Below are 25560 nucleotides of genomic sequence, written 5' to 3'. Positions count from 1 at the left end.
TCATCATCAGACTCAACCGAGTATTCGAGGACGCAGGAGACACTAAGATCCGGCAGCTCTTTTTCAGATACTTCCTCTGTGTCGGATGAAGAGGAAACTGAAGCTCCGGAACATTCCGAAATGGCTCTTGTACCCAGACGTACAGATGCCGAGCCGCCTCAGTCAAAACTATCTGATACAGACCAAAGCGAACCTAAAACCAAAGCTAAAGGTCGCTGGAAAAAAGGTTTTAGTATTCCATGGTTCAAAAAGAAGCCAGCTCAGGAACAGCCTGTCTCAGACACCACGACAGATAGTCAGACTAAAGCCAAAGCTGACAAAGGAAAAAATAAAACTAAAACCAAGCCTGATTTCAGAGCCTATGAGCAGCAAAAAACTCCTGAGGAGACCCAAGGCAGACCTGGCCGAGTAGGCAGCTTCTTTCGCTCTGTGTTCAGCATGACCAAAACCATGAGTTTTATGCGACGTAACCCGGAGCCCGAACCTGTAGATCCACTGGACTCCGATGAAACTCTGGTTGGTAAAGCAGTGAAGTCAGGCCTGGTTAGCAGGGAACAAGCGGGCCAGATGCGGGAGAAATATAGTGAAGAAGTTGTCGATGTCTTGTTAAAAACGCCTTACCTTCAAGAGCAGGTGATACTGGGAAACAAACTCTCCGAATCCGACCTTAAAATGATTGACCTGATGGCAGCTCGTTTGAATGGTCTCAGAGTCATTGCTCATCGACCGGAAAGTGTACTGCAGCGTCAGGCTGATGCCATGTTGGGAAGAACGCTGGATCTGGGGGATGCAGCTCAACTGAGTCCGGTGCTGACCAAATATATTGACTACCTCGGCAAAAGTATTCAGCCGGATTTTGCCAAGAAAGCCTTATTGAAGCTTCTGCTGCAGCAAGTAAAAGACAAAATAAAAGAAGCAGAGCACAAGCCCGGCAGTAAAACCTATAGTGATTTGTTTCGAGCGCTCAAGCAGGTCAAACAGCTGGTGCCTCAGGAGCGAACGCGACAGACTGTTGCCATGTTGCAGAACCGGGTTCGGGAAAATGCTCTCACAATTGTAAAGCGTGAATTCAAGGAGCAGCTTAAACAGCAGCTGGCAGGACTGAACGAGGCCGGAGCATCACGATCTGTTGAACTTAATCTTGATCTGGAACTGGATGGTGGACTGTTTGGAGTGAACCTGCTGGGAGGTAATATTGGTCTCAAGTATGAGTTCCAGGCAGAGGCCGGTGATGACGGCAAAATCCGCGACCAGCATGGTACCTCGGTATCTCTCGGGCTGACCATCGGCAATGATGTGATCAAGGGAAAGGCTGCTGTTGGAGGCGGCGCAGGGATTGAGCGTACTTTTAATAACCTGGATGACTTTGTTGAATTCCACTCCAATGATCTTTTAACAGCGTTGCTCACCCGCAAGCCGGGGAATACACGCCGTGCCCGAAGGGTAAGACAACTGGATGAGCTCAAGCGCAGAAACCTGGCTGAGAATGAACAACTGGTGCAGCGGTTGGTTGAGGTCGGTGCTATCGCTGGTGGCGATCGAATAGGTGCTGAAGCCGCTCGTAAACCGAAATTTCTTGAAGCGAAATTATTGAAAGTTGATGCCAGCATTGGTGCCAGTATGCTGGATGATATGGTCAGTGGTGAGTACCAGATTGAAAATACCCTGACCCGTTATAAAAAGCGGATCGAGTTTATGGATGCGCTGAAAGAGCGTCCTGATCTGGTTGATGATATTGCACCCAAATCATTCTCCCTGGTCTGGGATGGGAAAACGCTTGACGGTGAGGCCGGACATGCCCAGCTGGATAATTTAAAAGGCCAGTTAGAGACCCATGCTGGACGTTATGCCAAGGCACAAGGGCCCAACAAACAACTGGTGCATCAACAACAGCTGGTTCTGCGACATCAGCTCAAGCAAGCAATGTCTTTACTCTATGCGGAATATGATCACTATGGCGCTGTCGTGAACCGTTATGAGGGGCGTTTCAAGGGAGGCAACAAGGCAGAGATTCGCAAGATCAAGCACCGGCTGGAATCTGCGCGTGGAGCCAACGGCCGGGGTACCTATTTAAAATCGCTGATAGCCACACACTGCAAACTTGATCAGCTGTATCGTATGACTTTCAACGAGGATGAAACACCGGTAACCCATGATGCTGCATTCATGACGTTGCTGGACAGCATGGAAACGGATTACCGCCAGCCTCGCATGAATATGACAATGGGCAACCTGCGTGAATTGTCGGCTAAACAAAAAGCCAAATCCAAATCTACGGTGCAGACCGGTACCTTTACTTTCAAGATCCCCAAGACCAAGTACGAGATCAGTGCAGAAGTGTCGTATGAGAAGACGAAAGGTCACCCGAACCCTGACTTTGACGGCACCTCTGCATCTGTCAGCTTCACTCTGACTGGTGGGGCAATGCTATCCGCGGCACTCAAGGCATTCAAAGGTAATCCGCCTGGCATGAGTGCAATGGGATTTGCCAAGAATGAAGAGTGGTTATCACTGGGTGAAAATGTATTACCTGATTTGGGTCTGGATTTCAGTAGTGATGTACAGGTGGTTTTCAATATGGGCAAAGGTGAAAAAGGCTGGCGTCTGGAAAACCTGCGTATTATGGCCGGAGACCGGCTTGGTCTGAACAGTCCTACGGTATCTATACCAGCAGGCAGCTGGGGAGAACTCAAGCTGCAGGCCGGTGCCAGCTTGTCTTCTGTGGATAAACTCTATGAGCGCATTGGCGATGATACCGCAGGGTATATCCAGACCCGGTATAATGGCTGGAAACTGCAGAACGAAGTTGATGGTGATACATCTCGCTGGGCTGAGTTCAAGATGCAGCATGAAGCACAGCTGCGTGGACTGCTGAAAAATATTGGCAAGGAAGGTAGTAATGCCCGTCTTGAGATCAAGGAAATTATCAGTGATCTGAAAAAAGTTGATGAGCTTGGCGGAAAAAAACCGATGAAACAGCTCCGAGATCACCTGTATAAGCTGGCTGAGAATGAACAGTATGACGAAGCGATGGAAGTGTTCGAGCAGATACTGGATTTACAGTATAAGCACCTGTATGTGCCTGAAGCGCGCAGTCGCTTTGGTAAGGTAAAAGCCTGATGGCTTGAGCGGAAACAGCCAGTGAGTAAGAGAGGACAATCTTGCTACTGGCAAACTGGAGTGAGCGGTGGTGACTATGTCTCTCCAACAATGTCACTCAAAAAGGGCTCACTCCATCAGGATTTGAGATTACAGATTCACAAAGTCAGCATCTGTGCTGCGGCAGTGGTAACAACTCCCAGTGTAAAAACAGCTATGAGTACGGAAACCAAGTCAGGCGATCTTTTGTAATGCATATTTCAGTCCTGCAACCTGTACATCATTGAAGCCGGGTAAGCTGCTCAGTTGTACAAGCGTGTATCGTGAGAATTATTAAAATTATGCCGCTGCTAAAAATGCACCGTTATGATCTATGACAAACCAGATTTCAAAAAGTTCATCTCGTTTTTATAAAAAAAGCATAACTTTTTTGTCGAATGTTAGATCATGTAGACGTCAATATATCACTATTGCTGCAGCAGTCGAGATCGGCAGAAAATTTTTATTCTTAAAAGGTTAAAATGAGGGATAAAAGGCAAGAATACGAGACTGATGGCAACAATATGCTGACCAGTCCCGGAGGGTCATTTTCTTCTTTTTAAGGGGCGGAGATTAGCTTGGTTAGTCTGTCTCACGATCCTGAACCAGAACCCATGGCGGTACCACAACAGCCCATAGCATGCGGTCATTCTCGAACCACTTTTTAGCCTGATCATCATTGGCAAACATGATGGACTTTTGATCAATCAGTTTCTCGATTAATGCAGTATTATTTTCGACCAGCAGAGTAGCTGTCTCGATGAGATCCAGATCTGCCCTTACCGCAATAACACGTCCCTGGGCATAGGAGCGTTGTAGCTCAAGCCAGGGGATTTGAGCCGTTTGCAGATTCAGGGTCTGGTTGATAGCGAGAGAATCATCAGTCAAAGGATTTTCCGGCACGTTGTTATTGGACTCAGGCATATAAAAAACAGTCAGAGTAAATACAAAAACAGGAGACTACCATGAAAGTAGTCTCCTGTATGACTGTTAAAAGAGTATGTCGCTAGCTGTTAAGGGTTACAGCAGTTCGCCAAAGTCTTCCTCTTTCATATTCATCAGGTTATCCGGACCGGACTCGATGCAGCTCTTGTGCATCGCAGCACGGGGCAGGATACGCTGGAAATAGAACTCGGCAGTTTGCACCTTGGCGGTATAGAAACCGGTTTCGGTAGTACCTTCAGTCAGCTTTTCTTTCGCGACTCTGGCCATATTGGTCCAGAAATAAGCCAGGCAGACATAGCCCGCATACATCAGGTAGTCGACAGAAGCAGCACCGACAGCTTCGCGGTTCTGCATTGCCGTCATACCCACTTTGGTGGTGATCTCACCCCATTCTTTGTTCATTGCCGCCAGCTTTTCAACGAATGGCTTGATGTCTTCATTGCTTTCGTTGGCCTGACAGAACTTGTGGATGATTTTGGTGAAGGCTCGCAGTGACTGACCCTGAGTCATCAATACCTTACGACCCAGCAAGTCCAGTGCCTGGATGCCGGTGGTGCCTTCGTACAACAGTGAGATTCGGCTGTCACGTACGTTCTGTTCCATGCCCCATTCGCGAATGAAGCCGTGGCCACCGTAGCACTGCAGACCCAGGTTGGCAGATTCAAAACCGGTTTCGGTGATGAATGCTTTTACAATCGGAGTCAGCAGACCCAGCAGTTCATCAGCCTGCTTGCGCTCTTCTTCATCAGTAGACTGGTGCACAATATCAGCCAGCTGAGAGGTGTAGTAAACCAGTGCACGGTTGCCTTCTGTCAGAGCCTTGATGGTCAGCAACATACGTCGTACATCAGGATGGACAATAATCGGGTCAGCCGGGCCATCCGGGTTTTTCGGGCCACTCAGGGAACGCATTTGCAGACGTTCACGGGCATAGCGCAGAGCCCCCTGGTAAGCAACTTCACCGTGAGCAAGACCCTGCAGACCGGTACCAATCCGGGCAGTGTTCATAAAGGTGAACATGCAGTTCAGGCCCTTGTTCGGAGGTCCAATCAGGAAGCCGGTGGCGCCGTCAAAGTTCATGACACAGGTTGCATTGGCGTGGATACCCATCTTGTGTTCGATGGAACCACAAGTGACGTTGTTTCTTTCTCCAACATTACCTGCTGCATCCGGCAGGAACTTGGGAACGATAAACAGGGAAATACCCTTGGTACCCTTGGGAGCATCAGGCAGTCGTGCCAGAACGATATGGACAATGTTTTCAGCCATATCATGCTCACCGGCAGAAATGAAAATCTTGGTGCCGGTGATTTTGTAGCTGCCATCCGCCTGAGGCTCGGCTTTACTGCGCAGCATGCCGAGATCGGTACCACAGTGGGACTCAGTCAGGCACATGGTGCCGGTCCACTCACCGGAAACCATTTTGGTCAGGTAGGTATTTTGCTGTTCTTTGGTGCCGTGAGCTTCGAGTGTATTCATGGCGCCATGACTCAGACCGGGGTACATGCCCCATGACCAGTTGGCCGAGCCCATTAATTCACTCATGACAATACCCAGAGAACTGGGCAGGCCCTGACCACCGTGTTCTGTGTCCTGTGCCAGCGATGGCCAGCCACCTTCTACAAATTGCTTGTAGGCTTCCTTGAAGCCTTCAGGTGTTTTAACGCCTTCTTCACTCCAGGTACAACCTTCTTCGTCTCCGGAACGATTCAGCGGCGCCAGCACTTGTTCGGTGAAGCGAGCACCTTCTTCCAGAATTGCATCCACCATATCCGGAGTCGCTTCTTCAGCACCGGGCAGAGAGGCATAGTGTTGCGGGTAGTCGAGCAGCTCATCTCGCACAAAACGAATATCACGGAGTGGGGCTTTATAGTCCGGCATTTTTTATACCCTCTGAGATGTGGTGATTCGGTGCGCACAAGCTTTGGAGCGTTCTGCGGCCATTATATTTATTTTAGTAGTATTTAAACGTTTGTTTGAAACTTACGTTTAGAAAAAAATCTTGTCAAGAGCGAACGTAATAGAACAAAAGTGATATAAGCCTGCCTGACTGACAGCTAAGTAGAAGATAAAACTGGTAAGGGGCGGTTTTCTGGGCGTTTGCAGAAGGCTGGTGTTGAGATGTAGCCAGTACTCACTGGCTACACAAATACAGGAAAAAATTCAGGCAGGAAGAGTTAAACCGGCACAGGCGAACATCTGATCTTCGTCGTCCAGCCAGGGAACATATCCCAGAAATGGTGCTTTAATCAGCTGTTTGAGTGTTTCAAGATTATCTTCTTTACGGCTCATTTCCGGATCTATCTGGTTTGCGACCCAGCCGGCAATATTCAACCGATCCCGGCAAATAGCTTCATACGTCAGCATGGCGTGATTAATACACCCCAACTTCATGCCAACGACAAGAATAACCGGAATATCAAGTAACCTTGGAAGGTCGGAAAAAGCTTCTTCCCTGTTCAGTGGCACTCGCCAGCCGCCAGCACCTTCTATCAGGGTGAAATCGGCATTGCGAGCCATTGTTTTACGACAGTGATCTGCCAGTACAGGAGCACTTATCAGTATATCGGAATCTTCAGCCGCAATATGGGGTGCAATCGGAGGTTCAACTGCGACTGGGTTTACTTCGGGATAGGGCAGATTGAACGTCATGGCTTCACTCAGAGCCAGCGCATCACCATTTCTCAGACCATCTTCAGTTTCTTCACACCCGGCTGCTACCGGTTTAATGGCAGCTGTCGTCAGCCCCTCTTCCTTTGCCCTGTGGAGCAGAGCAACACTGACAAAGGTTTTCCCGGCATCGGTATCGGTTCCGGTTACAAAATAGGTTTTTCCCATTGCCGCTACTCCTGGCTTATTGGGGGAACTCTGGCTTTCGTAAAACACCGTAAATTACCTGCCAGCTTGAAGGCAGGCCATCAGCTTCCCGGAAAGTCTCATATGCAGCCTGAAGTTGCTGCAGACGCTTGCGACCGGTCAACCCGCTGGCTTTATTCTTTAGCACGGTATTAACGCCGAGAGCCTTCAGCTCCCGCAACAGTGTCAGGGTATCAGGGTAGTACAGGACTTCCTGACTGCACTCGAGTATTTCAGTCTGTAGTGGACCGGACATGATACGGTGCTGTTGAACATCAAATGACTCGTAGCGGTTCACATGCATACTTTGATCCACCTGGCGCCAGGACTGTTGCAGCTCCTTCATACTGCCCGCTGCCAGTGATGAAAAAATAAAGTATCCACCGGGTTTCAGAATCCGGCTGACTTGCTGCAGGGTATGATTCAGTGAGTCACACCATTGAATTGCCAGACTGGAAAATGCCAGATCAAAACTGTTGGCTTTAAACGGCAGATGATCAATATCACCAGCACACCAGTGCCGGTTCTGATTGTGATTATAGCGATAGGCGTGTTGCAGCATTCCCATCGCCATATCCAGCCCGATAATTTGCGCTTCGGGAAACCGGCTGGCCAGTTGGGCTGTTTGATGACCGGTGCCGGAGCCCAGGTCCAGGATATGAGAGCATTCGGGCAGGGCCGGAATATTGTTCAGCACGTGACGGGCGACACGTTCCTGCAAAGTCGCTGCAGCATCATAGGTATCTGCAGCCCGACTGAAGTTGGCTGCGATACGGTTTTTGCTGTCCGGCGCGGCGGTCAGTTCCATCATAAGTGGCTCGCTGCCTTGATTCTTGCTGCAATGGTTACCGGATCATCCAGAAAGAAGGTATGTCCTCCGGCAAAGGTCTCCACCCTGTGTTCAGGCCATGCTGACAACATATCATCCCGGACTGAAACAGGTACCAGCGCATCTTTTTCACCCAGCAGATGAGTTACCGGACATTGCACATCGGAAAGCACCGGTCGGAAGTCATCGTTCAGTCGCTGTAACAGAGGCACCAATACAATATCCTGAGGAGCAGCTGCTTTTAGCTGGGTCTGAATATCTCTGCTTTGCTGTCGCATGGCAGAACTGCCTTTAGTGCACAGGCCGGCAAATTGCCGTAGTGTCAGTGCCAGATTGGTTTCGGACTGTTGATAAAAAGCATTGAAAACATCAACTTTCATAGCGTGCTCCCAATCCTGCCGTTGCACAAAACAGGGGTTGCCGCCCAATGTCACCAAAGCATTGACTGATTCCGGGTAGCGAGAGGCATACAGCGCACAAAGTTGAGCACCCAGTGACCAGCCGACGAGTGTTACGGAAGTAGCTTCTGTATCTTGTACCTTCTGATGCAGAAGATTGACCAGTGAATCCCAGCTACAAGTGTCAGTACACTCATTCACACTCTCTGAACTGAAACCGGGCAGAGCCATACGGCTGACATTGAAATCTGCGGCTAGCTGATCAGCCAGAGGCTCCAGTACGGATTCGGGCATTGCCCAGCCGGAAACCAGAATAAGTGATGGTTTCATGCAGTGGCCTCCCGAATATCTGCTGCCAGTTCGTCCAGGGCATCCAGTAACCGGTCAACCTGATCTATAGAGTGCGCTGCGCTGAAGGTGAAACGCAGTCGGGACTCACCCTGAGGCACTGTAGGCGGACGAATAGCGGTAACCAGAATACCTTGCTGCTTTAGATGCTGGCTGAGGCGCAGGGCATTTTCCGCAGAGCCAACCTTTAGCGGTTGAATCGGTGTCTGAGAATTCATTAACTCCAGCCCCATCTGCTCACATCCGTTGCGGAACCGGGAAATCAAATCATTCAGATGTGAACGTCGCCAGTCTTCTTGTTCCAGAATTTTCAGGCTGGTCAAGGTTGCTGCTGCAACGGCTGGTGGCATTGAGGTGGTGTAGATATAACTGCGGGCAAACTGGATCAGGGTTTCGATCAGAGCTTCAGAGCCGGCAACAAATGCGCCGGATGTGCCAAAGCCTTTACCCAGCGTGCCAACCAGTACCGGAAGCTGATCCATATCCAGATTAAAGTGGCTGGCACAGCCTCGACCACCTTTACCCAGTACGCCAAAACCATGCGCATCATCGACCATCAACCAGCTGTCGTGCTTTTTGGCTTTCTCTGCAAGTTCAGGGAGTGGTGCAAGATTGCCGTCCATGCTAAAGACGCCATCAGTAACAACCAGTTTTCGGTTAGCTTCCGAGCGCGCCAGTCGAGTTTCGAGCGACTCCGGATCAACATGCAGGTAGCGCTGGAAGCGGGCACCACATAACTGACCGGCATCCAGCAGCGAAGCATGATTCAGCCGGTCATGAAAAATTGCATCTTTACTGCCAAGCAAGGCACTGATAACGCCGAGGTTAGCCATATAGCCGGTAGTAAACAGCAGCACTCTGGGGCGGCCGGTAAATTCAGCCAGTGCATCTTCCAGTTCATGATGGGCACGGCTGTGGCCTATCACCAGATGTGAAGCGCCACCACCCACACCGTATTCGGCGGCTGCTTTCTGAAAGCTGGCTAGTACCTCCGGGTGGTTTGCCAACCCGAGGTAATCGTTACTGCAGAAAGCCAGACAGGGTGATCCGTCGATAATGACCTCCGGGCCCTGAGGGGTTTCCAGAGTTAACCTGCGACGGAAAAGCTGTGCCTTGTGCCGGGCTTCCAGTCCGGCTTCCAGATCAAATGCTGTCATGGCAAGGCATCAGGAGGCTGCGTCATAGGCCATGGAATCAACCTGCTGTGCTGCCACAGACTGGTTAATCATGGCTTCCTGTACTTCATCAGAAACCTGGCAATGACGCTCTTCCGGCTTGATGCCGAGGCGCTGCAGCAGTTGCATATCGTGGGTGCGAGTCGGGTTTTCTGCGGTCAGCAGCTTGTCGCCGGTGAAGATGGAGTTGGCACCTGCCATAAAGGCTAGAGCCTGGGTCTGGTCATTCATCCACTCGCGACCGGCAGACAGACGAACATACGACTTAGGCATCATAATCCGGGCGACCGCGATAGTGCGGATAAACTCGAAGTGATCCAGATCTTCCACATCTTCCATCGGTGTACCCTTGATTTTGATCAGCATGTTGATCGGTACACTTTCCGGATGCTCCGGCAGGTTGGCCAGTTGAACCAGCAGCCCTGCACGGTCTTTGGCTTGTTCGCCCATACCCACAATACCGCCACTGCAGATTTTCATTCCGGCATCGCGCACATTAGACAGTGTGCTCAGACGGTCAGAGTAGGTACGAGTGGTAATAATGTCGCCATAGTATTCCGGCGAGGTATCCAGGTTGTGGTTGTAATAATCCAGACCGGCGTTGGCCAGTTCCTGAGCCTGAGACTCATCCAGCATGCCGAGAGTCATGCAGGTTTCCATGCCCAGTGCTTTTACCTGACGTACCATTTCCAGCACATAAGGCATGTCTTTCTTGGTTGGGCTGCGCCATGCAGCACCCATGCAGAAACGGGTTGAACCGGTTTGCTTGGCACGTTTGGCCTGGGTCAGGACTTTTTCAATTTCCAGCAGCTTCTCTTTTTCCAGTCCGGTGTTGTAATGGCCGCTCTGGGGACAGTATTTGCAGTCTTCCGGACAGGCACCGGTTTTAATAGAGAGCAGGGTGCTGAGCTGAACCCGGTTGGGGTTAAAGTGTTTGCGATGAGCCACCTGTGCTTCAAACAGCAGATCATTGAACGGCATATTGAACAGGGCCTGGACTTCCTCGGTAGTCCAGTCATGGCGAGTATCACTCTGAGTCACAGCTGTCATCTTGTTGGGCCCGGTTTCAGGTTGTGAATAATCGAGGGTTCCTGCATCAGCACTTGAATCTTGTTTTTGTTATTTCGTTCCAATTCAGCGCACATTGTAATGGTGTTAGCAGGAAATCGTCGCTTATTCATTAAGGAAATAATTATTACTGGGCATCATAATCAACACGCAGTAGCTGTCAACAATCAATAGCCTTTGCCGGTTTACAGTTGGTTGTTTTGTGATCGATTTTTTGTTGTTGCTGTGTTTTGATAATGTTGTGCCATGTAATGAGGCGCAAAAGCGGGTATCAGACAGGGGTGTATTTCCTTGCCTGTGACTGTTTAAATAGGAATATGCATGCCGGTATTCAGGATGGAACAGGCAAAGCACTTTTCTTCTGCGGTATAAGTACCCAGACACTCACTTTCAAATATTTTGGCGGCGTCTTTTTCCAACCTTGCTGTGTTGCAGCTCTGGTCACGTAGCTACAGCTACGCTCCCGGCGCTACGCCTTGAAGGATGAAAAAATCCACACGTCAAAATATTCGAAAGCAAATGTCTGGGCACTATCTGAACATTTATATGAGAACACCATTGATGACATGGAGCTGTCGGTATGGTTGTACTGCAAAAACTTTTCGGCTGGACCAATTTATTACAACGGGTGCGCGTCAGCTGCCTGCTTTGTGGTAACAGTACGCCACTGGAACAACGTCTCTGTTCTGACTGTCTTTCCCTTTTACCTTCAAACCGGAATGCTTGCGAGCGCTGCTCGGAACCTTTGCCTTTTGATGTCGACGGGCTCTGTGTCGAATGTATTCAGCACCCACCTTTGTTTGATCGTTGCATCGCCCCGCTGAGATTTGATTATCCGGTCAATCTCATCGTCCATGCATTCAAGTTCAAGGGAGAGCTGGGGTATATCAATCCGGTATCCGATCTGCTGTGGGAATATATTCAACGCAGTTATGAATATGATGAATGGCCGCAGGCGCTGATCCCGGTTCCCCTGCATCCGAAGCGGTTTCGCCAGCGGGGTTACAATCAGGCTGAGCTGATAGCAAAGCGATTGTCGTCCCAAAGCGCAATTCCCATGCTCGATGGAGCTGTCAGAAGAACCCGTTATCTGCGGCCGCAGCAGGGCTTACCCAAATCCGGGCGTTATAAAAACATACGGCGGTCGTTTGCTGTTGACGGGGATATGTCATTGAAACACGTGGCGCTGGTGGATGATGTAGTAACAACCGGCGCGACCGTGACAGAAATAACCCGGGTGCTGAAGCAGGCAGGTGTGCAGCGGGTCGATATCTGGTGTCTGGCGCGGACGCCACTGGATTAGGCTGTTCGTTCTGCTGATGGTGGTTTGGCTATCAATAAGAATCAACAGAGCCTAGACTATCCGGTGTTTTTTGTTCTCGACTCTGGAAGGATCACATGCCTGCAGCTGCGACAGGTCACCCTTATGATGCATTGACGCCGGATATGGTGCTGGATGCCGTGGAAAGTAAAGGCTACCTCACCGATGCCAGAATTATCGCTCTCAACAGCTATGAAAACCGGGTCTACCACGTAGGCATTGAAGATGCGCCTGCGCTGGTCGTGAAGTTTTATCGTCCCAATCGCTGGAGCCGGGAGCAGATTCTGGAAGAGCATCAGTTCTCACATGAACTGATGGAGCAGGAGTTACCGATTATCGCACCACTCCGTTTTGGCGGAGAAACCCTGCATCAGCATAAAGACTTCCAGTTTGCCCTGTTTCCTGCCCGTGGTGGCCATCCGCCGGAGCTGGATAATCTCGATCATATGCTGATACTTGGGCGGTTGATGGGGCGCATTCATCATGTTGGTGCCACAACTTCGTTTGAACACCGGCCTGCGATCAATACCGAGTCCTATGCTGACCAGAGCGTCGAGTTCCTGCTGGAAAATGATTTTATCCCATCCAGCCTGCTGGAAGCCTACGAAACCCTGAGCCGGGATTTGCTGAAACGGGTTCATGAAATAGAAAAACAGTTTGATGTTGCTTCTATCCGGCTGCATGGAGACTGCCATATCGGCAATATTCTCTGGCGTCAGGATAATCCCAGTTTTGTTGATTTTGATGACTGTCGCAGTGGTCCTGCAGTTCAGGATCTGTGGATGTTCCTGTCGGGGGATCGTCGGAATCAGACTGCGGTGCTGTCTGAATTGATGGAAGGCTACAGTGAGTTCTGCGAATTCAATCCGGTTGAACTCAACTTGATTGAATACCTGCGCACCCTGCGAATCATGCATTACAGCGCCTGGCTGGCCCGTCGCTGGAGTGATCCGGCATTCCCCATGGCTTTCCCCTGGTTTAATACCGAGCGCTACTGGGCTGACCATATTCTCGAGCTAAGAGAACAACTGGCAGCACTGGATGAACCACCGCTGGTGCTGTACTGAAATATCGCTAAAACATACGGCATGTGATGCAACGTATTGCTATCACATGCCTGATACCAAAAATGAAATAAACTGAGTTGAACACACGCAATCCATGATCTCTTTCGCCAGTGACAACTATGCTTCCGTCTGCCCGGAAATCATGCACGCCCTGATGGCTGCCAACCAAAATCATGCTTCAGCCTATGGTGCAGACCCTTTAACAGATGAAGCCGTTAAAGTCGTACAGAATGCGCTGGAAACCGAAGCTCCGGTCTACTTTGTCTTTAATGGCACAGCTGCCAATACCCTTGCCCTTAAAAGCTCACTGCGCAGTTATGACAGTGTCATCTGCGCAGATACGTCTCATCTCCATACTCATGAAGTCGCTGCACCGATTAATGCCTGTGGGGTGAAGTTTCTGGTCAAGGAAAATGTACAAGGCAAGCTGAGACCCGAAGATATTCGTCTGGCCTATACCGAAGAGTCCCGTTGGGGACGACACTCTACACGTCCCAGGCTGGTAACCATCAGCCAGCCAACCGAATTTGGTACTGTTTATACACTTGATGAACTGCAGGTTATTCGACAGCTGTGTGATGAGCTGGATTTGCTACTGCATATCGATGGCTGCCGTCTCTACAATGCTGCTGATGCACTGGGCTGCAGTCTGGCAGATACAGCCCGTTTTGCTGATGTCCTTTCGTTGGGTGGTACCAAGGCTGGCCTGATGTTTGGTGAAGCTATTGTATTCTTTAATGAAGCGCTGGCAGAAGGCTTTGAATACCTGCAGAAGCAGGGCCTGCAACTTAACTCCAAAATGCGCTTTGGGGCGGTACAGTTCAAGCGCTTGCTGGAAGATGATTTATGGCATCGACTGGCATCACATAGTAATGCTATGGCCCAGCGCATGTGGCAGGGACTGTCAAAGCATGATGGCGTGAAAGCTTTTTGTCCGGTAGAAACCAACCAGTTATTTGTCTACCTGCCTGCTGATGTTATTGCACCACTACAGGAAGATTTTCCATTCTATACCTATGATGAAACCACGGGCATGGTGAGGCTGATTACCAGCCATGATACGACCATTGAACAGGTCGATGCCTTTCTGCAGCGGTTTCATCAACTGGCCGCTGGCTGATACTCGATAAAGTGTAATCCGAAAAGCCTCTGCCTAGTGGAGGCTCACCGATTCTTCCGGGTAAAGTCTATGAGTTTTGATTTTATCTTTATGCTGACCCGTGACGACCGTACTGTCGCTGATGCGGAGCAGCATGTCTTAACTGCACTTGAGTGTGGTGTGAAACACATAGGTTTCAAGGATATTGGTGTGCCTTCGGCTACCCTGCGCAAGCTTAATCGACAAATCAAAGCTGCCGGAGCAACCAGCTATCTTGAAGTGGTTTCCCTGGATCGAGACAGCGAACTGGCGTCAGCCAGTACGGCAGTCGATATTGGCGTGGATTACCTATTGGGAGGCACCCGGGCGGAGGATGTGATTCCAGTCATTAAAGAGACCGGGATTCACTACTGCCCATTCCCGGGAACGATTATCGGCCACCCCAGTGAGCTGCATGGTTCGATTGAAGATATTCGAAACAGTACCGAAGCACTGGCCGGTTTTGATGAAGTTTACGGGCTTGATCTGCTGGCTTACCGGGCGCTGCCTGACACAGATATTCCGTTGTTAATGAATACCGTAGCTGCAGCCACCCGAAAGCCAATCATCATTGCCGGCTCGATAGAGACACCGGAACAAATCCAGAGTGTTTATGACTCAGGCGCTGCAGCCTTCACGATAGGAACAGCCGTCATGAACGGCTGTTATCCTGTGGCCGCCAGCAATATAAAAGGCCAGTTAGCCGCTGTACTGAATACAGTTTCCGGGCTGTTACAGGTTTGACATAGCAAGTCTTATCAAGCCATTTCCATTTTTTGGAGAGATTCTTCCCCTGCTTCCTCTGCATGTATCCGGTTATCTCCGATACTGAGGGAGATCAGCCTGCTCAGCTCTGTTAATGAACGACCACTGTCTTCACTTAGCTGGTTGAAGAATGCCTGTGTCTGACGCAGTGATGTCTGAGTGCCAACACCACCATCGATAATACCCCAGGTTCGCAGATAGTTTTCCACATCTCGGGTCATCAAAAAGGTGTCTTTACCCAAAGCCCTGAGAGCATAAGGTCCGGTATTTCCCCCGAGTCTTGAACCCCGTTTTTTCAGGAACTGCCAGAGGCTGGTAATATCAGTGGATGGCCACTCGGCAACAAACTCGCCAAAGCTGCCATGCTCTTTGCGAACATCCTCGATCATCAAAGCATTGTCGCGGATACTCCAGACCTTTTTGAGGTGACGGATAATCCGCGGATCGGCAGCTTTTCGTTCAAGCATGTCGTCCGGCATCATCAGCAGTTTTTCTATATCAAACTGCCAGAATATATCCTCAAAATCAGGCCACTTCTGATCCACAATCCGCCAGACAAAGCCGGACTGAAAGACTTTGCGAGTCAGTTCTGCCAGGTAACGATCGTCGCCCAATTGTTTTAGTACTTCGGTAGAGAGAGGTCTGGGCAATAAGGATTCCAGTGCCTGTTCACCCCCCTTGCGTTCACAGGCCCGTTGATAAATTGACTGGTAACTTTCAGTTTTCATTATTGGTACTTAACCTGTGAATAAAAAGTTGAATAGCCGGATACAGAAAGGCCCTGTACAACAGGGCCTTTCTGTATAACAAATTGAAAGCAGATTATTCGCTCAGGTCAAGATCTGCCCATACCAGACGGTGGTCGGATGATACACCTTTGCCGACACCCAGCTTGGCATCTTTCACCAGATGGTAGCCTTCTTCATTGCTGGCTGGCCAGAATACACCGGACGCCTTCACACCAAGGTTACTGGAAGGAATAACATAGTCCAAACGCAGGCTGCTGGTGTTGGTGATGCGTCGTGGCTCCTGTGCCGGTTTGGCATCGTCAGAGCAGCGGTACTTGCAGTCATCAGAGCCGATAAACGCTTCAGCACCGTTACTAACCGGTGTCAGGTTGCCGGTTGTGGCATGAACGTTGACCAGAGAGTTGCCCAGCAGATCGGTAATCGCCTTGCGGTCACCGTCACCATTGAGCGGATCAGCATTCAGATCGCCTGCAATAACAAAGCGTGCACCGGCTTCCAGACCGCCGGTTTTACCCTTGTCGTCATAGAAGTAAGTTTCGGAAGCAATGTAGTCATTCCAGAAATCAACTTCGGCACGATTACGCTTGGTATTGTGTCCGGCAACATTGTTGAAGATCGGCGGAGCCGGGTGGGAAACCAGGAAGTGAACAGTTTTGTTGCCCAGTACCACTGGAACGTCAACGTGGTTCTTGGAGGACAGTGGCATCTTTTCCCACGCGGCAGCAGGGAACCAGGCATCACCACACTTCAGGCCGGCCGGAATTTTGCTGGCGTCATCGCACTGATCAATCTCGATGTTCTTTTCACCCGGCATATCCTTCCATTTGAAGTTCTGGAAAGTACGGATGTTGGCCTCATCAAACGGATACTTGGAGAAAACCGAGAAAGCGTACTGGCCGTGATAGAAGCCAAAGCCCCAGGCATCGTTCGGGCCGTCACCAACTTTACCGGAGCGATCCAGGTCGTAGCCGCTTTGCAGGCCGGTGTTGGTGGCAAAGTTCTTCTTGTGAGCATAGGTGACTGCAGGAGCGGCACTGTTCTGGGCATGGCTCAGGTAGTTGCTCTGGAAGCCTTCAATCGCTGCGGTGTTGTCGCCATTGCCGTTGTTGTTGAACTCGGCAAGAACAAAGACATCGGGATTAGTGCGCTGGATGGTTTCTGCAACATTGCGAATCTGAATAACAGCCTTGGCGGTTGTCTTTTCAGCGTCGGTCAGGGTGTTGGAAGGATCATTGTATTTTGCCAGCAGTTGATCCTGCTGCTGTCGGGTCATGGACAGTTCGGTGACCAGAGTTTCATAAGAGCTGCGGTCAAAAGAGAGGTTGTAGGCAGCGAAGCGAGCCTGATTAACGGCAGGAGGGGGCACCGGATCATCAGAATCATCACTGTCACAACCTGCCAGTGCGGCTGCCATCATGGCGACAGCCAGGGTACGTTTGACGAACTTCATAATCGTCCTTGCGCATCTGTGTTTGGTTTGGTGCGCTAACGTACATTATTGAATAATACAGAAAATATTCGGTCATGCCGCACTGGTGTGTCGGATAATATCTGTTCTATAAGTAGCAATGTTGGTTTATTTTGCAGGGTAAATGCTCACATCTGTATAGATTGCATGAGTCGGTACATCCCAGGATGAAACCGGCAAACGGCTAACTTTCTGGCATTCGTGCGCCAGACCGATCAGAACCGGAGTGGACTGAGAGGATGTCTGCTGTTTAAAACTGAAAGTGCGATCATAAAACCCCCCGCCCATACCGAGTCGGTTGCCTTTTTTATCAAACCCGGTCAGTGGCATCAGCACCAGATCAAGGCTCCATACAGGTCTGGGTTTAACGCTTCGAAGATCAGGCTCCAGAATACCAAACCGGTTGCGACGCATGGGTGTTGAAGGTGTCCAGGGCAGGAACAGTAAGTGGCCCTTACGAAACGGATGCAGTACCGGCAGATAAACTTTCTTGCCGCAGGCCAGTGCTTTTTTGGCAATTTCTATTGGATTTATTTCACCGTCGTTAACCAGATAAAGCCCGATATGATTGCTGCGCAAAAATGCAGGGTCAGAGCAAAAACGACGGGCTAAGTTTTGTGCGGCTTTATGTTGTTCTTCCCGGGTTAATGAACGTCTGGCTGTCCGGAGTTTCTGTCGAAGCTCCTTGCGCTTTTGGTTATTACTTTTTTGAGGACTGCTTTTTGAAGTGGCCTTGCCTGCACGTTTATTGGTGTTGTTGCCCGCTGCCATCAGTATCAATGCTCTGTACTTGTTTTCAGTTTTTACAGTGTAAATTGTGGCCTCTTAAATTGATACTTGAGCTCCTGCACAGGGCTGAAAGATGCCCCTTTCAAAAAGGAAATATTTTTGCATTATTTGGTGGTTTTTAAAGGTAGAATCGCGCCCGAAATTACACGCATTCATTTCGAGTAATGAAAACAATAGAGATCATTTCCCTGCCACAAGCTGAACATGCCCACTGTCACTCACATCATCAGATTGTGATTGCACTGGAGGGACTAGCGGATTTTGAAATTGAAGGGCGGTCAGGGCGAGTGACTCCGGGACAGGGCTGTATTTTACAGGCCATGACCCATCATGCGTTTGCCGGCCAGAACAATAATCAACTGATGTTGCTGAATATTGATGAAAGATCATCAGCTATTGAGCAGGAGTTACTGAATCGCTCTGGCTGGTTCCGGGTCGATGCCAACCTGACCCGGTTAATCAGCGTAGCCAGTACCGAATTACAGCAGTTTCCTGAGGACGGTCTGCTGGAAGATGCACTTTTCAGCAGTATGCTGAGAAGTCTGGCACTCAGGGACCGACAAAGCAGGCTGCGATCAGAAAAGAAAGTATTTGATCTGGAGTTACTGCAGGAATATATCCGGGCCAATCTGGAGCGGTCATTACCGGTTTCCGAGCTGGCGGCGATGTCCTGTATGAGTGCCAGCCGGTTGCATGAAGTCTTTCGGGAGCGGATAGGTAAAACACCTCACCAGTATATTATTGCCCAGCGGCTCGATCAGGCGCGACGGCTGTTGGTTGAAACGGTCGATCCTGTCAGCGAGATTGCACATCGCTGCGGCTTTTCGAGCCAAAGCGCTCTCAGCCATGCGATGAAAAAATATCTGGGTATTACCCCGCTGAGTTACCGCAAACAAAACACCGGAGCAGAGCGTATCTATCAGGGCGCAATCCACTGATTTTGGTTATTCTTTACCCCTGCTCTGTAGATTTGAATAAAAAGTCCGGAGTTTTTCGCAAGACGACTCGAGGCTACAGCAATTAGAGTCAGGCTCAATAGAATAAACAGTGCCGGCCAAAAGCCGGGACACCGTGCGAAATATGCGTGCTGTGTCGTAAGGGGAAAAGAATATGTTCCAGGTTTCACAGGCCTTTCGACCTGATTTTTTCGAACAGGGGACTGGTGCCCTGCGCCAGTTGATTTCGCCGCATTACGGTGTTGATGAATCTGAATTGCTGCAGGAACTGATTGCCGTTGCAGAACCGACTCCGGGGTTACTGGCTGACACAACTGAACGTGCCACCCGGTTAATTGAAGATGTTCGGCAGCGCGACGATGCCATTCATATGGTGGATGCACTGTTGCTGCAATACAGCCTCGACACCCATGAAGGTATTCTGCTGATGTGCTTGGCTGAAGCCCTGATGCGTATTCCTGACTCTGAAACGGCTGATGCCCTGATTCGCGATAAACTTAGTGTTGCTGACTGGCAAAGACACCTGAAACAAAGTGATTCACTGCTGGTGAATGCGTCTACCTGGGGCCTGATGCTGACTGGTAAAGTGGTCACCATGGACCGCAATGAAGACGGCTCTTCTTCCGGTGTGATTAACCGCCTGGTCAACAAAATGGGTGAACCTGTTATTCGTCAGGCGGTAAACCAGGCGATGAAAATCATGGGGCGTCACTTTGTGCTGGGACGTACCATTGAAGAAGCTATCAAGAATGGCCGCAAGCCGCGGGAAAAAGGTTACACCTACTCGTTTGATATGCTGGGTGAAGCCGCACTGTCAGCAGCTGATGCAGAAAAATACGGTCAAGATTACCTGTCCGCGATCAAGGCTGTGGGCGAGTTGAACAGCAACGAGAAGTCTTCGTCTCCGGCTCCGACGCTTTCTATTAAACTTTCCGCACTCCATCCGCGCTATGAGCAGGCTCAGTATCAGCGCGTGATGTCGGAAATGTTTGAAACCGTGCTCAACCTGCTGCGTGAAGCCCGTCAGCGTAATGTCGGCGTTACTATTGATGCAGAGGAAGCGGACCGGCTGGAAATCTCGCTGGATCTTTTTGAAAAACTGTATCGTCACCCGGAGATCAAAGGCTGGGGCAATTTCGGTCTGGTTGTTCAGGCATATTCCAAGCGTGCATTGCCAGTACTTTGCTGGTTGACCGCTCTTTCCAAAGAACAGGGTGACCGGATTCCGGTTCGTCTGGTTAAAGGTGCTTACTGGGACAGCGAAATCAAACTGTGCCAGCAAAATGGCATCGAATCTTATCCGGTATTTACCCGCAAAGAAGCGACAGATGTTTCCTATCTGGCCTGTGCCCGGTTCCTGTTGAGTGAACAGGCAAAAGGCCGGATTTATCCACAGTTTGCCAGCCACAATGCGCATACTGTTGCCAGTATTCTGGCGATGGCATCTCATAATGAATACGAGTTCCAGCGTCTGCATGGTATGGGCGATGCGCTGTATAACACGGTGCTGGAACAGCAGGATATGCAGACTGTGCGTATCTATGCGCCGGTTGGTAGCCATAAAGATCTGCTGCCCTATCTGGTTCGCCGTCTGCTGGAGAATGGTGCCAACTCGTCGTTTGTACATCGTCTGGTAGATGCCAATACACCGGTTTCTGATCTGGTGCATCATCCGGTCAATGTGCTGAAACAGCGTTCGTCACTGGCGAATGACAAGATTCCTCTGCCCGGCGATTTGTTTGGCGCTTCCCGCAAAAATTCCCGTGGTGTGAATTCCGATATTGCTTCCATTCGGGAACCATTCGATGCCGAAGTGGCATCCTTTATGAACAAAAAGTGGTGCTATGGCCCGATTGTAAATGGCCAGCTGCGAGAGCGTGCCGAGCCTCAGATTATTTACAGTCCTTACAACCACAGTGAAACTACAGGCCAGATCAGCTGGTCTACAGAAGACGATGTATCTGAAGCTGTGAATCTGGCTGCCGGTGCCTACCTGCGCTGGAATGATACCCCGGCTGCAGAGCGTGCAGCCTGTCTGGAGCGACTGGCTGACGCGCTGGAAGAACATCGCGCCGAGCTGATTGCACTTTGTCACCGTGAAGCCGGCAAGACTCTGCATGACAGTGTTGATGAGGTTCGAGAGGCTGTCGATTTCTGTCGCTTCTATGCGATTCAGGCCCGGGAAAAGTTTGCAGATGAAATTGTCATGCCGGGACCTACCGGTGAGTCCAATACGCTTCGGCTTGAAGGCCGTGGGGTATTTGCCTGCATCAGTCCGTGGAACTTCCCGCTGGCGATTTTCCTGGGACAGGTGACTGCAGCATTGGCAGCTGGTAATACCGTTGTTGCCAAACCAGCTGAGCAAACCAGCCTGATTGCTGCGTTGGCTATTGAGCTGATGCTGGAAGCAGGGGTTCCGGCAGATGTCGTCCAGCTGTTGCCGGGTGATGGCGTCACTGTTGGTCATCGTCTGGTATCTGATGAACGCATTGCCGGCGTTGCTTTTACCGGTTCAACAGAAACAGCCAAACTGATTAATCGTACTCTGGCTGCACGTGAAGGTGCTATTGCGCCGCTGATTGCCGAAACCGGTGGTCAGAATGCCATGCTTGTGGACTCCACTGCGCTGCCGGAGCAGGTGGTGCGTGATGTGGTGCAATCTGCTTTTGCCAGTGCTGGTCAGCGCTGTTCAGCATTGCGGGTATTGTTTGTTCAGACTGATGTCGCTGACCGAATCACTGAGCTGCTGAAAGGTGCCATGGCTGAACTGCAAGTTGGCTTGCCTTATCTGCATGCAACTGATGTCGGCCCGGTTATTGATGAAGAGGCTCGCGCAGGACTGGAACAGCATATTGCCCACCTGCACCAGGAAGCCAAATTCCTGGCCCAGACCGAGCTCTCTGAAGCGTGCTCCCATGGTTGCTTTGTCGCTCCGGTAGCGTTTGAAATTGACAGCATTGAACAGCTGAAGAAAGAGCACTTTGGCCCGATTCTTCATGTTGTTCGTTATCAGGCTTCAGAGCTGGATCAGGTGATCACTTCTATCAATAACACCGGCTTTGGTCTGACATTGGGGGTTCATACCCGTAACGAAGCGACAGCGGAGCAAATTGCATCCGGTGTAAGAGTCGGCAATGTCTATATCAATCGCAACCAGATTGGTGCTGTTGTTGGTGTTCAGCCATTCGGTGGGCAAGGGCTGTCCGGTACCGGACCAAAAGCGGGTGGTCCACACTACCTGTACCGTTTTGCGACAGAACGGACCCGAACCGTGAACACGACAGCAGTCGGTGGTAATGCGACACTCTTGTCACTTGGAAATGACAACTAAGCATCAGTGTTGAATTTAGAGGGAGCCTGAGTGCTCCCTCTCTGGTATTTGCCTTACTCAGCTCATTTAATGCTGCTGAGGCAGAGGGAATCCTGAAAGAATCAGAGTGATTGCCTGATTAATCTTTGCAATTCGTTTTTCAGGTGTAGTTTTTCGGGATAATTTAGACCATGAATGCCCGGTCCAGATCAGTGTTCTGGTTTGTGGATCGACCACATCAATGATCAGTGTGCCCTGTTCATACTGACGAGTTGTTGCTTCCACTCCAAACCCGGTTATCCAGGGGTAGTAGCCATAACCGCCGTAGAGTTTGGTGACTTCCTGTTGCTGTCGCACTTTTACTTCGGTGCGGTCGTTGATCAGAAAATCAACTTTTCCAGCAGGGCTTTCTCCTGCATCCAGTTTTATCCGTTGGAAACCTTTTGCTGCCAGCTCTCGATCGACTGCTGTGCGAATGCGCTGTCGGGTAAGACCTTCACTGTCATAACCAAGTTTGTTCTGGCTGGTGTTGAGCCAGGTATAGGTCTTCAGGCTTGATAAAGTGTGGGCAGGATCATAATCCCAATCGACATTCTGGGACGCACACCCGCTGAGAATGGTAAACAGTAAAATACTTAACAGTCGGAAAAGAGTCATTATGATCAGCCCTCTTGAGTGAAGGCAGGTTATTCTTTGTAAGAGATAACCTGCCTGTTTATCAGGACGTTTGATTAGTCCTTGTTTTAAGGACTTGTTATCAGGACTCGGCCGCTACCTGATCAAAAATCTGTACGACTTCATCATCAGGCTCCTGAGTCACCAGACTTGCCACGATAACGGCAATGGTGGCCAGAATAATGCCCGGAATAATTTCATACAGATCGAACCAGCCACCTTGCAGTTGTTTCCAGACAACAACAGTCACACCACCGGTGATAATGCCTGCCAGCGCACCGGCATAGTTCATGCGGCTCCAGAACAGGCTCAGTACCAGAGCCGGACCAAAGGCGGCACCGAAGCCGGCCCAGGCGTAGGAAACCAGACCCAGCACGGAGCTGTCGGGGTTCATTGCCAGCATGAGAGCAACCAGAGCGATGCCGATGACGGCAAAACGGCCGACTTTCATAACCTGCTCGGGAGTAGCATCCTTGTTCACCACCGCACGGTATACATCTTCCGCCAGGGCTGAAGAGGAAACCAGCAGCTGGGAGTCAGCTGTACTCATAACCGCAGCCAGAATAGCTGCCAGCAGAATACCGGCGACAACAGGATGGAACAGGGTATTAACCAGGATCATGAAGATGGTTTCGCCATCGCCCAGTTCTCCGCCCATATGAGCGTTCACGTACAGCAGGCCAACAAAACCAACCAGCATGGCGCCGAGCATGGACAGGCCGGACCAGGTTACTGCAATGCGACGGGCAGTCGAAATATCTTCACTGCTTCTGACTGCAGCAAAACGCGCCAGAATATGTGGCTGACCAAAGTAACCCAGACCCCAGCCCAGCAGCGACAGTACGGAAATCCATCCCAGTGCTTTACCGTTGGCATCAGTAAATGGATTTAACAGGGAAGCATTGAACTTCTCCATCTGCCCCATCATTTCAAACAGACCGGTGTCCATAATCTGCATGGCCATGATGGGAACAATCACCAGCGCAGCTGCCATCAGCAGGCCTTGTACCAGGTCAGTCCAGGATACGGCAAGGAAACCGCCGAACAGGGTGTAGGCAATGATACAGCCGGCACCGGTAACAACCGCGATCTTGTAATCAAGCTCAAATACGGTTTCAAACAGCTTGCCGCCGGCAACCAGACCTGAACTGGTATAGAACAGGAAGAACAGCAGAATGAAAACTGCAGAAACAACTTGCAGTGACTTCGATTCACTCTTGAAACGGTTGGTGAAGAAGGCGGGCAGTGTGAGAGCGTTGTCGGCTGCGATGGTATAATTCCGCAGACGTTTAGCAACATACAGCCAGTTCAGCCAGGTACCTGCCAGCAAACCTCCGGCCAACCAGAAAGCCTCGAAGCCTGAAGCAAAGGCATAACCGGGCAGACCCAGTAGCAACCAGCCACTCATATCCGATGCTCCGGCACTTAATGCTGCTGGCCAGGGACCCAATGAGCGCCCACCAAGAAAGTAATCGGATGAACCGGACGTCTTTTTCCAGGCAATAAACCCGATAAAAAGCATTAATAACAGATAAGCAACAAACGTCGCCGTTATGGCGAAGGTAGACTCCATGCAGTTCCCCCTGCAACAACTGTCTGGTGGATTTTTTATTGTTGGAATTGAGCCCGCTTTTATATTTATAAAACGTAGCGTCAGATCCGTGCGGCGGAAATTATATCATGATCACCCTGTCCTCGCAGGCAGGCTGAACTAGTCTGCATAAGGGTGCGTCGTTTATCTGGTAGCGGGGCTGAAAAGAATGTTGTTGGATGAGTATGTCGCATATTGCTGCCAGTCCAATGCACAAGCTCCGTCTCCCTTTATGCTTAAACTGACAGCCGATTTCGTAGCAGCTATGCAGGCTTTGAAAGAAACGTCAGAACAAGAGTCCAGGGAGTATGGTTGCCATCTGTTTCTGCCTTCTGCCGGCAGACAGGCAAAAATCAGCTGCGGATCTCTTATCAGGGGCAGCACCTGTTTTGTTGCTTTTAATGATGAGCCTGTTTCACAGCCGGATCATATTGGTACGGCTCATGTTCATCCATCCCGAATAGCCGGCTTCTCCAGTGTGCCGCACTCTTATGGCGATATTCAGTTGGCCTGGCGTTTTTCCCGCATTCAGCACAAAGCTGCTCATCTTGGTGTGGTTGTGTCCTGTGACAAGATTTATCTGATTGTGATCCGCGATGTCACGCAGCCTGTTCCTGATGAACCGCCGGCTGAAGTTTCAAGTCTGAACAGCCATCTGGACAGTTACTTTCAACAGTTTGGCTATGCATCCAGAGCCGGATATGAGGGGTTGATTCATACCGTTGATCTGCTCCGGCAGTGTGGAATGGAACAAAAAGCACGACAAAAACTTGACGATTTTCTGCTGCGGGCACCTGAAATGGGTACTGTGATTCAGGGGGTAACCCTCAGCAAGGGACTAATGATGGCCAATCGGCTGCATTTTGAATTTTACAGCGGCCAGTTTCCTTCTTCCGACACGGGAGAAATGACGCTGACTCTGGGTTCTGATCCGGTCTATAGCAGCTGAAATAATACCAATTGTATTCTGGAGT

The 25560-nt window shown here is 50.2% G+C and carries 20 protein-coding genes; 8 read left to right on the top strand and 12 right to left on the bottom strand.

Annotated elements, in window-relative coordinates; all coding sequences use genetic code 11:
* Positions 1-120 precede the first annotated feature (120 nt).
* The gene (locus ACYZZ0_RS15365) at positions 121-3120 is read left to right on the top strand and encodes a hypothetical protein (protein WP_461537526.1); all 3000 of its coding nucleotides are present in this window, start codon (positions 121-123) and stop codon (positions 3118-3120) included.
* A 600-nt stretch (positions 3121-3720) separates the two neighbouring features.
* Here ACYZZ0_RS15365 and ACYZZ0_RS15360 read toward each other — a convergent pair.
* From ACYZZ0_RS15360 to bioB, 7 genes are all read right to left on the bottom strand, one after another.
* A complete protein-coding gene (locus ACYZZ0_RS15360) occupies positions 3721-4062 on the bottom strand; it encodes a DUF2288 family protein (protein ID WP_461537525.1) in 342 nt (113 codons plus the stop codon).
* A gap of 96 nt (positions 4063-4158) precedes the next feature.
* On the bottom strand, positions 4159-5964 hold the full coding sequence (locus tag ACYZZ0_RS15355) for an acyl-CoA dehydrogenase C-terminal domain-containing protein (protein WP_461537524.1): 1806 nt from the start codon (positions 5962-5964) through the stop codon (positions 4159-4161).
* A gap of 282 nt (positions 5965-6246) precedes the next feature.
* Positions 6247-6921: a dethiobiotin synthase gene (gene bioD, locus ACYZZ0_RS15350; protein ID WP_461537523.1), complete on the bottom strand. Its 675-nt coding sequence runs from the start codon at positions 6919-6921 to the stop codon at positions 6247-6249.
* A 16-nt stretch (positions 6922-6937) separates the two neighbouring features.
* Entirely contained in the window at positions 6938-7750 is an 813-nt protein-coding gene (gene bioC / locus ACYZZ0_RS15345; RefSeq protein WP_461537522.1) for a malonyl-ACP O-methyltransferase BioC, read from the bottom strand.
* Entirely contained in the window at positions 7747-8496 is a 750-nt protein-coding gene (locus tag ACYZZ0_RS15340) for an alpha/beta fold hydrolase (RefSeq protein WP_461537521.1), read from the bottom strand. The genes bioC and ACYZZ0_RS15340 overlap by 4 nt, the downstream gene beginning before the upstream one ends.
* Positions 8493-9671 carry an 8-amino-7-oxononanoate synthase gene (bioF, locus tag ACYZZ0_RS15335; RefSeq protein WP_461537520.1) on the bottom strand — a complete coding sequence of 393 codons (1179 nt, stop codon included), beginning with the start codon at positions 9669-9671 and terminating at the stop codon, positions 8493-8495. Before bioF ends, ACYZZ0_RS15340 begins: the two co-directional genes overlap by 4 nt.
* Positions 9672-9680: 9 nt before the next feature.
* Positions 9681-10739 (bottom strand): biotin synthase BioB, encoded by a 1059-nt coding sequence (gene bioB, locus ACYZZ0_RS15330; protein WP_461537519.1) that lies wholly within the window; start codon positions 10737-10739, stop codon positions 9681-9683.
* A gap of 598 nt (positions 10740-11337) precedes the next feature.
* On the opposite strand from bioB, the gene ACYZZ0_RS15325 reads away from it, so the two are divergent.
* The 4 genes from ACYZZ0_RS15325 to ACYZZ0_RS15310 all read left to right on the top strand — a co-directional run bounded on the left by ACYZZ0_RS15325 (position 11338) and on the right by ACYZZ0_RS15310 (position 15027).
* Positions 11338-12060 (top strand): double zinc ribbon domain-containing protein, encoded by a 723-nt coding sequence (locus ACYZZ0_RS15325; RefSeq protein ID WP_461537518.1) that lies wholly within the window; start codon positions 11338-11340, stop codon positions 12058-12060.
* Between the two features lie 95 nt (positions 12061-12155).
* Positions 12156-13145 carry a serine/threonine protein kinase gene (locus ACYZZ0_RS15320; protein ID WP_461537517.1) on the top strand — a complete coding sequence of 330 codons (990 nt, stop codon included), beginning with the start codon at positions 12156-12158 and terminating at the stop codon, positions 13143-13145.
* Positions 13146-13239: 94 nt separating this feature from the next.
* Positions 13240-14265 carry a threonine aldolase family protein gene (locus ACYZZ0_RS15315; RefSeq protein ID WP_461537516.1) on the top strand — a complete coding sequence of 342 codons (1026 nt, stop codon included), beginning with the start codon at positions 13240-13242 and terminating at the stop codon, positions 14263-14265.
* Between the two features lie 69 nt (positions 14266-14334).
* Positions 14335-15027 (top strand): hypothetical protein, encoded by a 693-nt coding sequence (locus tag ACYZZ0_RS15310; protein ID WP_461537515.1) that lies wholly within the window; start codon positions 14335-14337, stop codon positions 15025-15027.
* A 14-nt stretch (positions 15028-15041) separates the two neighbouring features.
* Here the strand turns inward: ACYZZ0_RS15310 and ACYZZ0_RS15305 are convergent, their stop codons facing one another.
* From ACYZZ0_RS15305 to ACYZZ0_RS15295, 3 genes are all read right to left on the bottom strand, one after another.
* A complete protein-coding gene (locus ACYZZ0_RS15305) occupies positions 15042-15776 on the bottom strand; it encodes a DNA-3-methyladenine glycosylase I (RefSeq protein ID WP_461537514.1) in 735 nt (244 codons plus the stop codon).
* 94 nt (positions 15777-15870) lie between these two features.
* Positions 15871-17247 carry an endonuclease/exonuclease/phosphatase family protein gene (locus ACYZZ0_RS15300; protein ID WP_461537513.1) on the bottom strand — a complete coding sequence of 459 codons (1377 nt, stop codon included), beginning with the start codon at positions 17245-17247 and terminating at the stop codon, positions 15871-15873.
* A 126-nt stretch (positions 17248-17373) separates the two neighbouring features.
* Positions 17374-18036 (bottom strand): 5-formyltetrahydrofolate cyclo-ligase, encoded by a 663-nt coding sequence (locus ACYZZ0_RS15295; protein ID WP_461537512.1) that lies wholly within the window; start codon positions 18034-18036, stop codon positions 17374-17376.
* 182 nt (positions 18037-18218) lie between these two features.
* On the opposite strand from ACYZZ0_RS15295, the gene ACYZZ0_RS15290 reads away from it, so the two are divergent.
* Entirely contained in the window at positions 18219-18992 is a 774-nt protein-coding gene (locus tag ACYZZ0_RS15290) for a helix-turn-helix domain-containing protein (RefSeq protein ID WP_461537511.1), read from the top strand.
* Between the two features lie 172 nt (positions 18993-19164).
* Positions 19165-22341 carry a bifunctional proline dehydrogenase/L-glutamate gamma-semialdehyde dehydrogenase PutA gene (gene putA, locus ACYZZ0_RS15285; protein WP_461537510.1) on the top strand — a complete coding sequence of 1059 codons (3177 nt, stop codon included), beginning with the start codon at positions 19165-19167 and terminating at the stop codon, positions 22339-22341.
* A 66-nt stretch (positions 22342-22407) separates the two neighbouring features.
* Here putA and ACYZZ0_RS15280 read toward each other — a convergent pair whose 3' ends face one another.
* Positions 22408-22977 (bottom strand): DUF4136 domain-containing protein, encoded by a 570-nt coding sequence (locus tag ACYZZ0_RS15280; protein WP_461537509.1) that lies wholly within the window; start codon positions 22975-22977, stop codon positions 22408-22410.
* 100 nt (positions 22978-23077) lie between these two features.
* Positions 23078-24568, bottom strand: a complete 1491-nt coding sequence (putP, locus tag ACYZZ0_RS15275; RefSeq protein WP_461537508.1) for a sodium/proline symporter PutP — start codon at positions 24566-24568, stop codon at positions 23078-23080.
* A 187-nt stretch (positions 24569-24755) separates the two neighbouring features.
* Here putP and ACYZZ0_RS15270 point away from each other — a divergent pair, with 187 nt between their 5' ends.
* On the top strand, positions 24756-25535 hold the full coding sequence (locus ACYZZ0_RS15270) for a hypothetical protein (RefSeq protein ID WP_461537507.1): 780 nt from the start codon (positions 24756-24758) through the stop codon (positions 25533-25535).
* Positions 25536-25560 lie beyond the last annotated feature (25 nt).

The sequence above is a fragment of the Spongorhabdus nitratireducens genome, assembly GCA_947387575.1.
Lineage (GTDB): Bacteria > Pseudomonadota > Gammaproteobacteria > Pseudomonadales > Endozoicomonadaceae > CANDOC01.
This window is presented reverse-complemented; position numbering and strand designations above follow the sequence as displayed.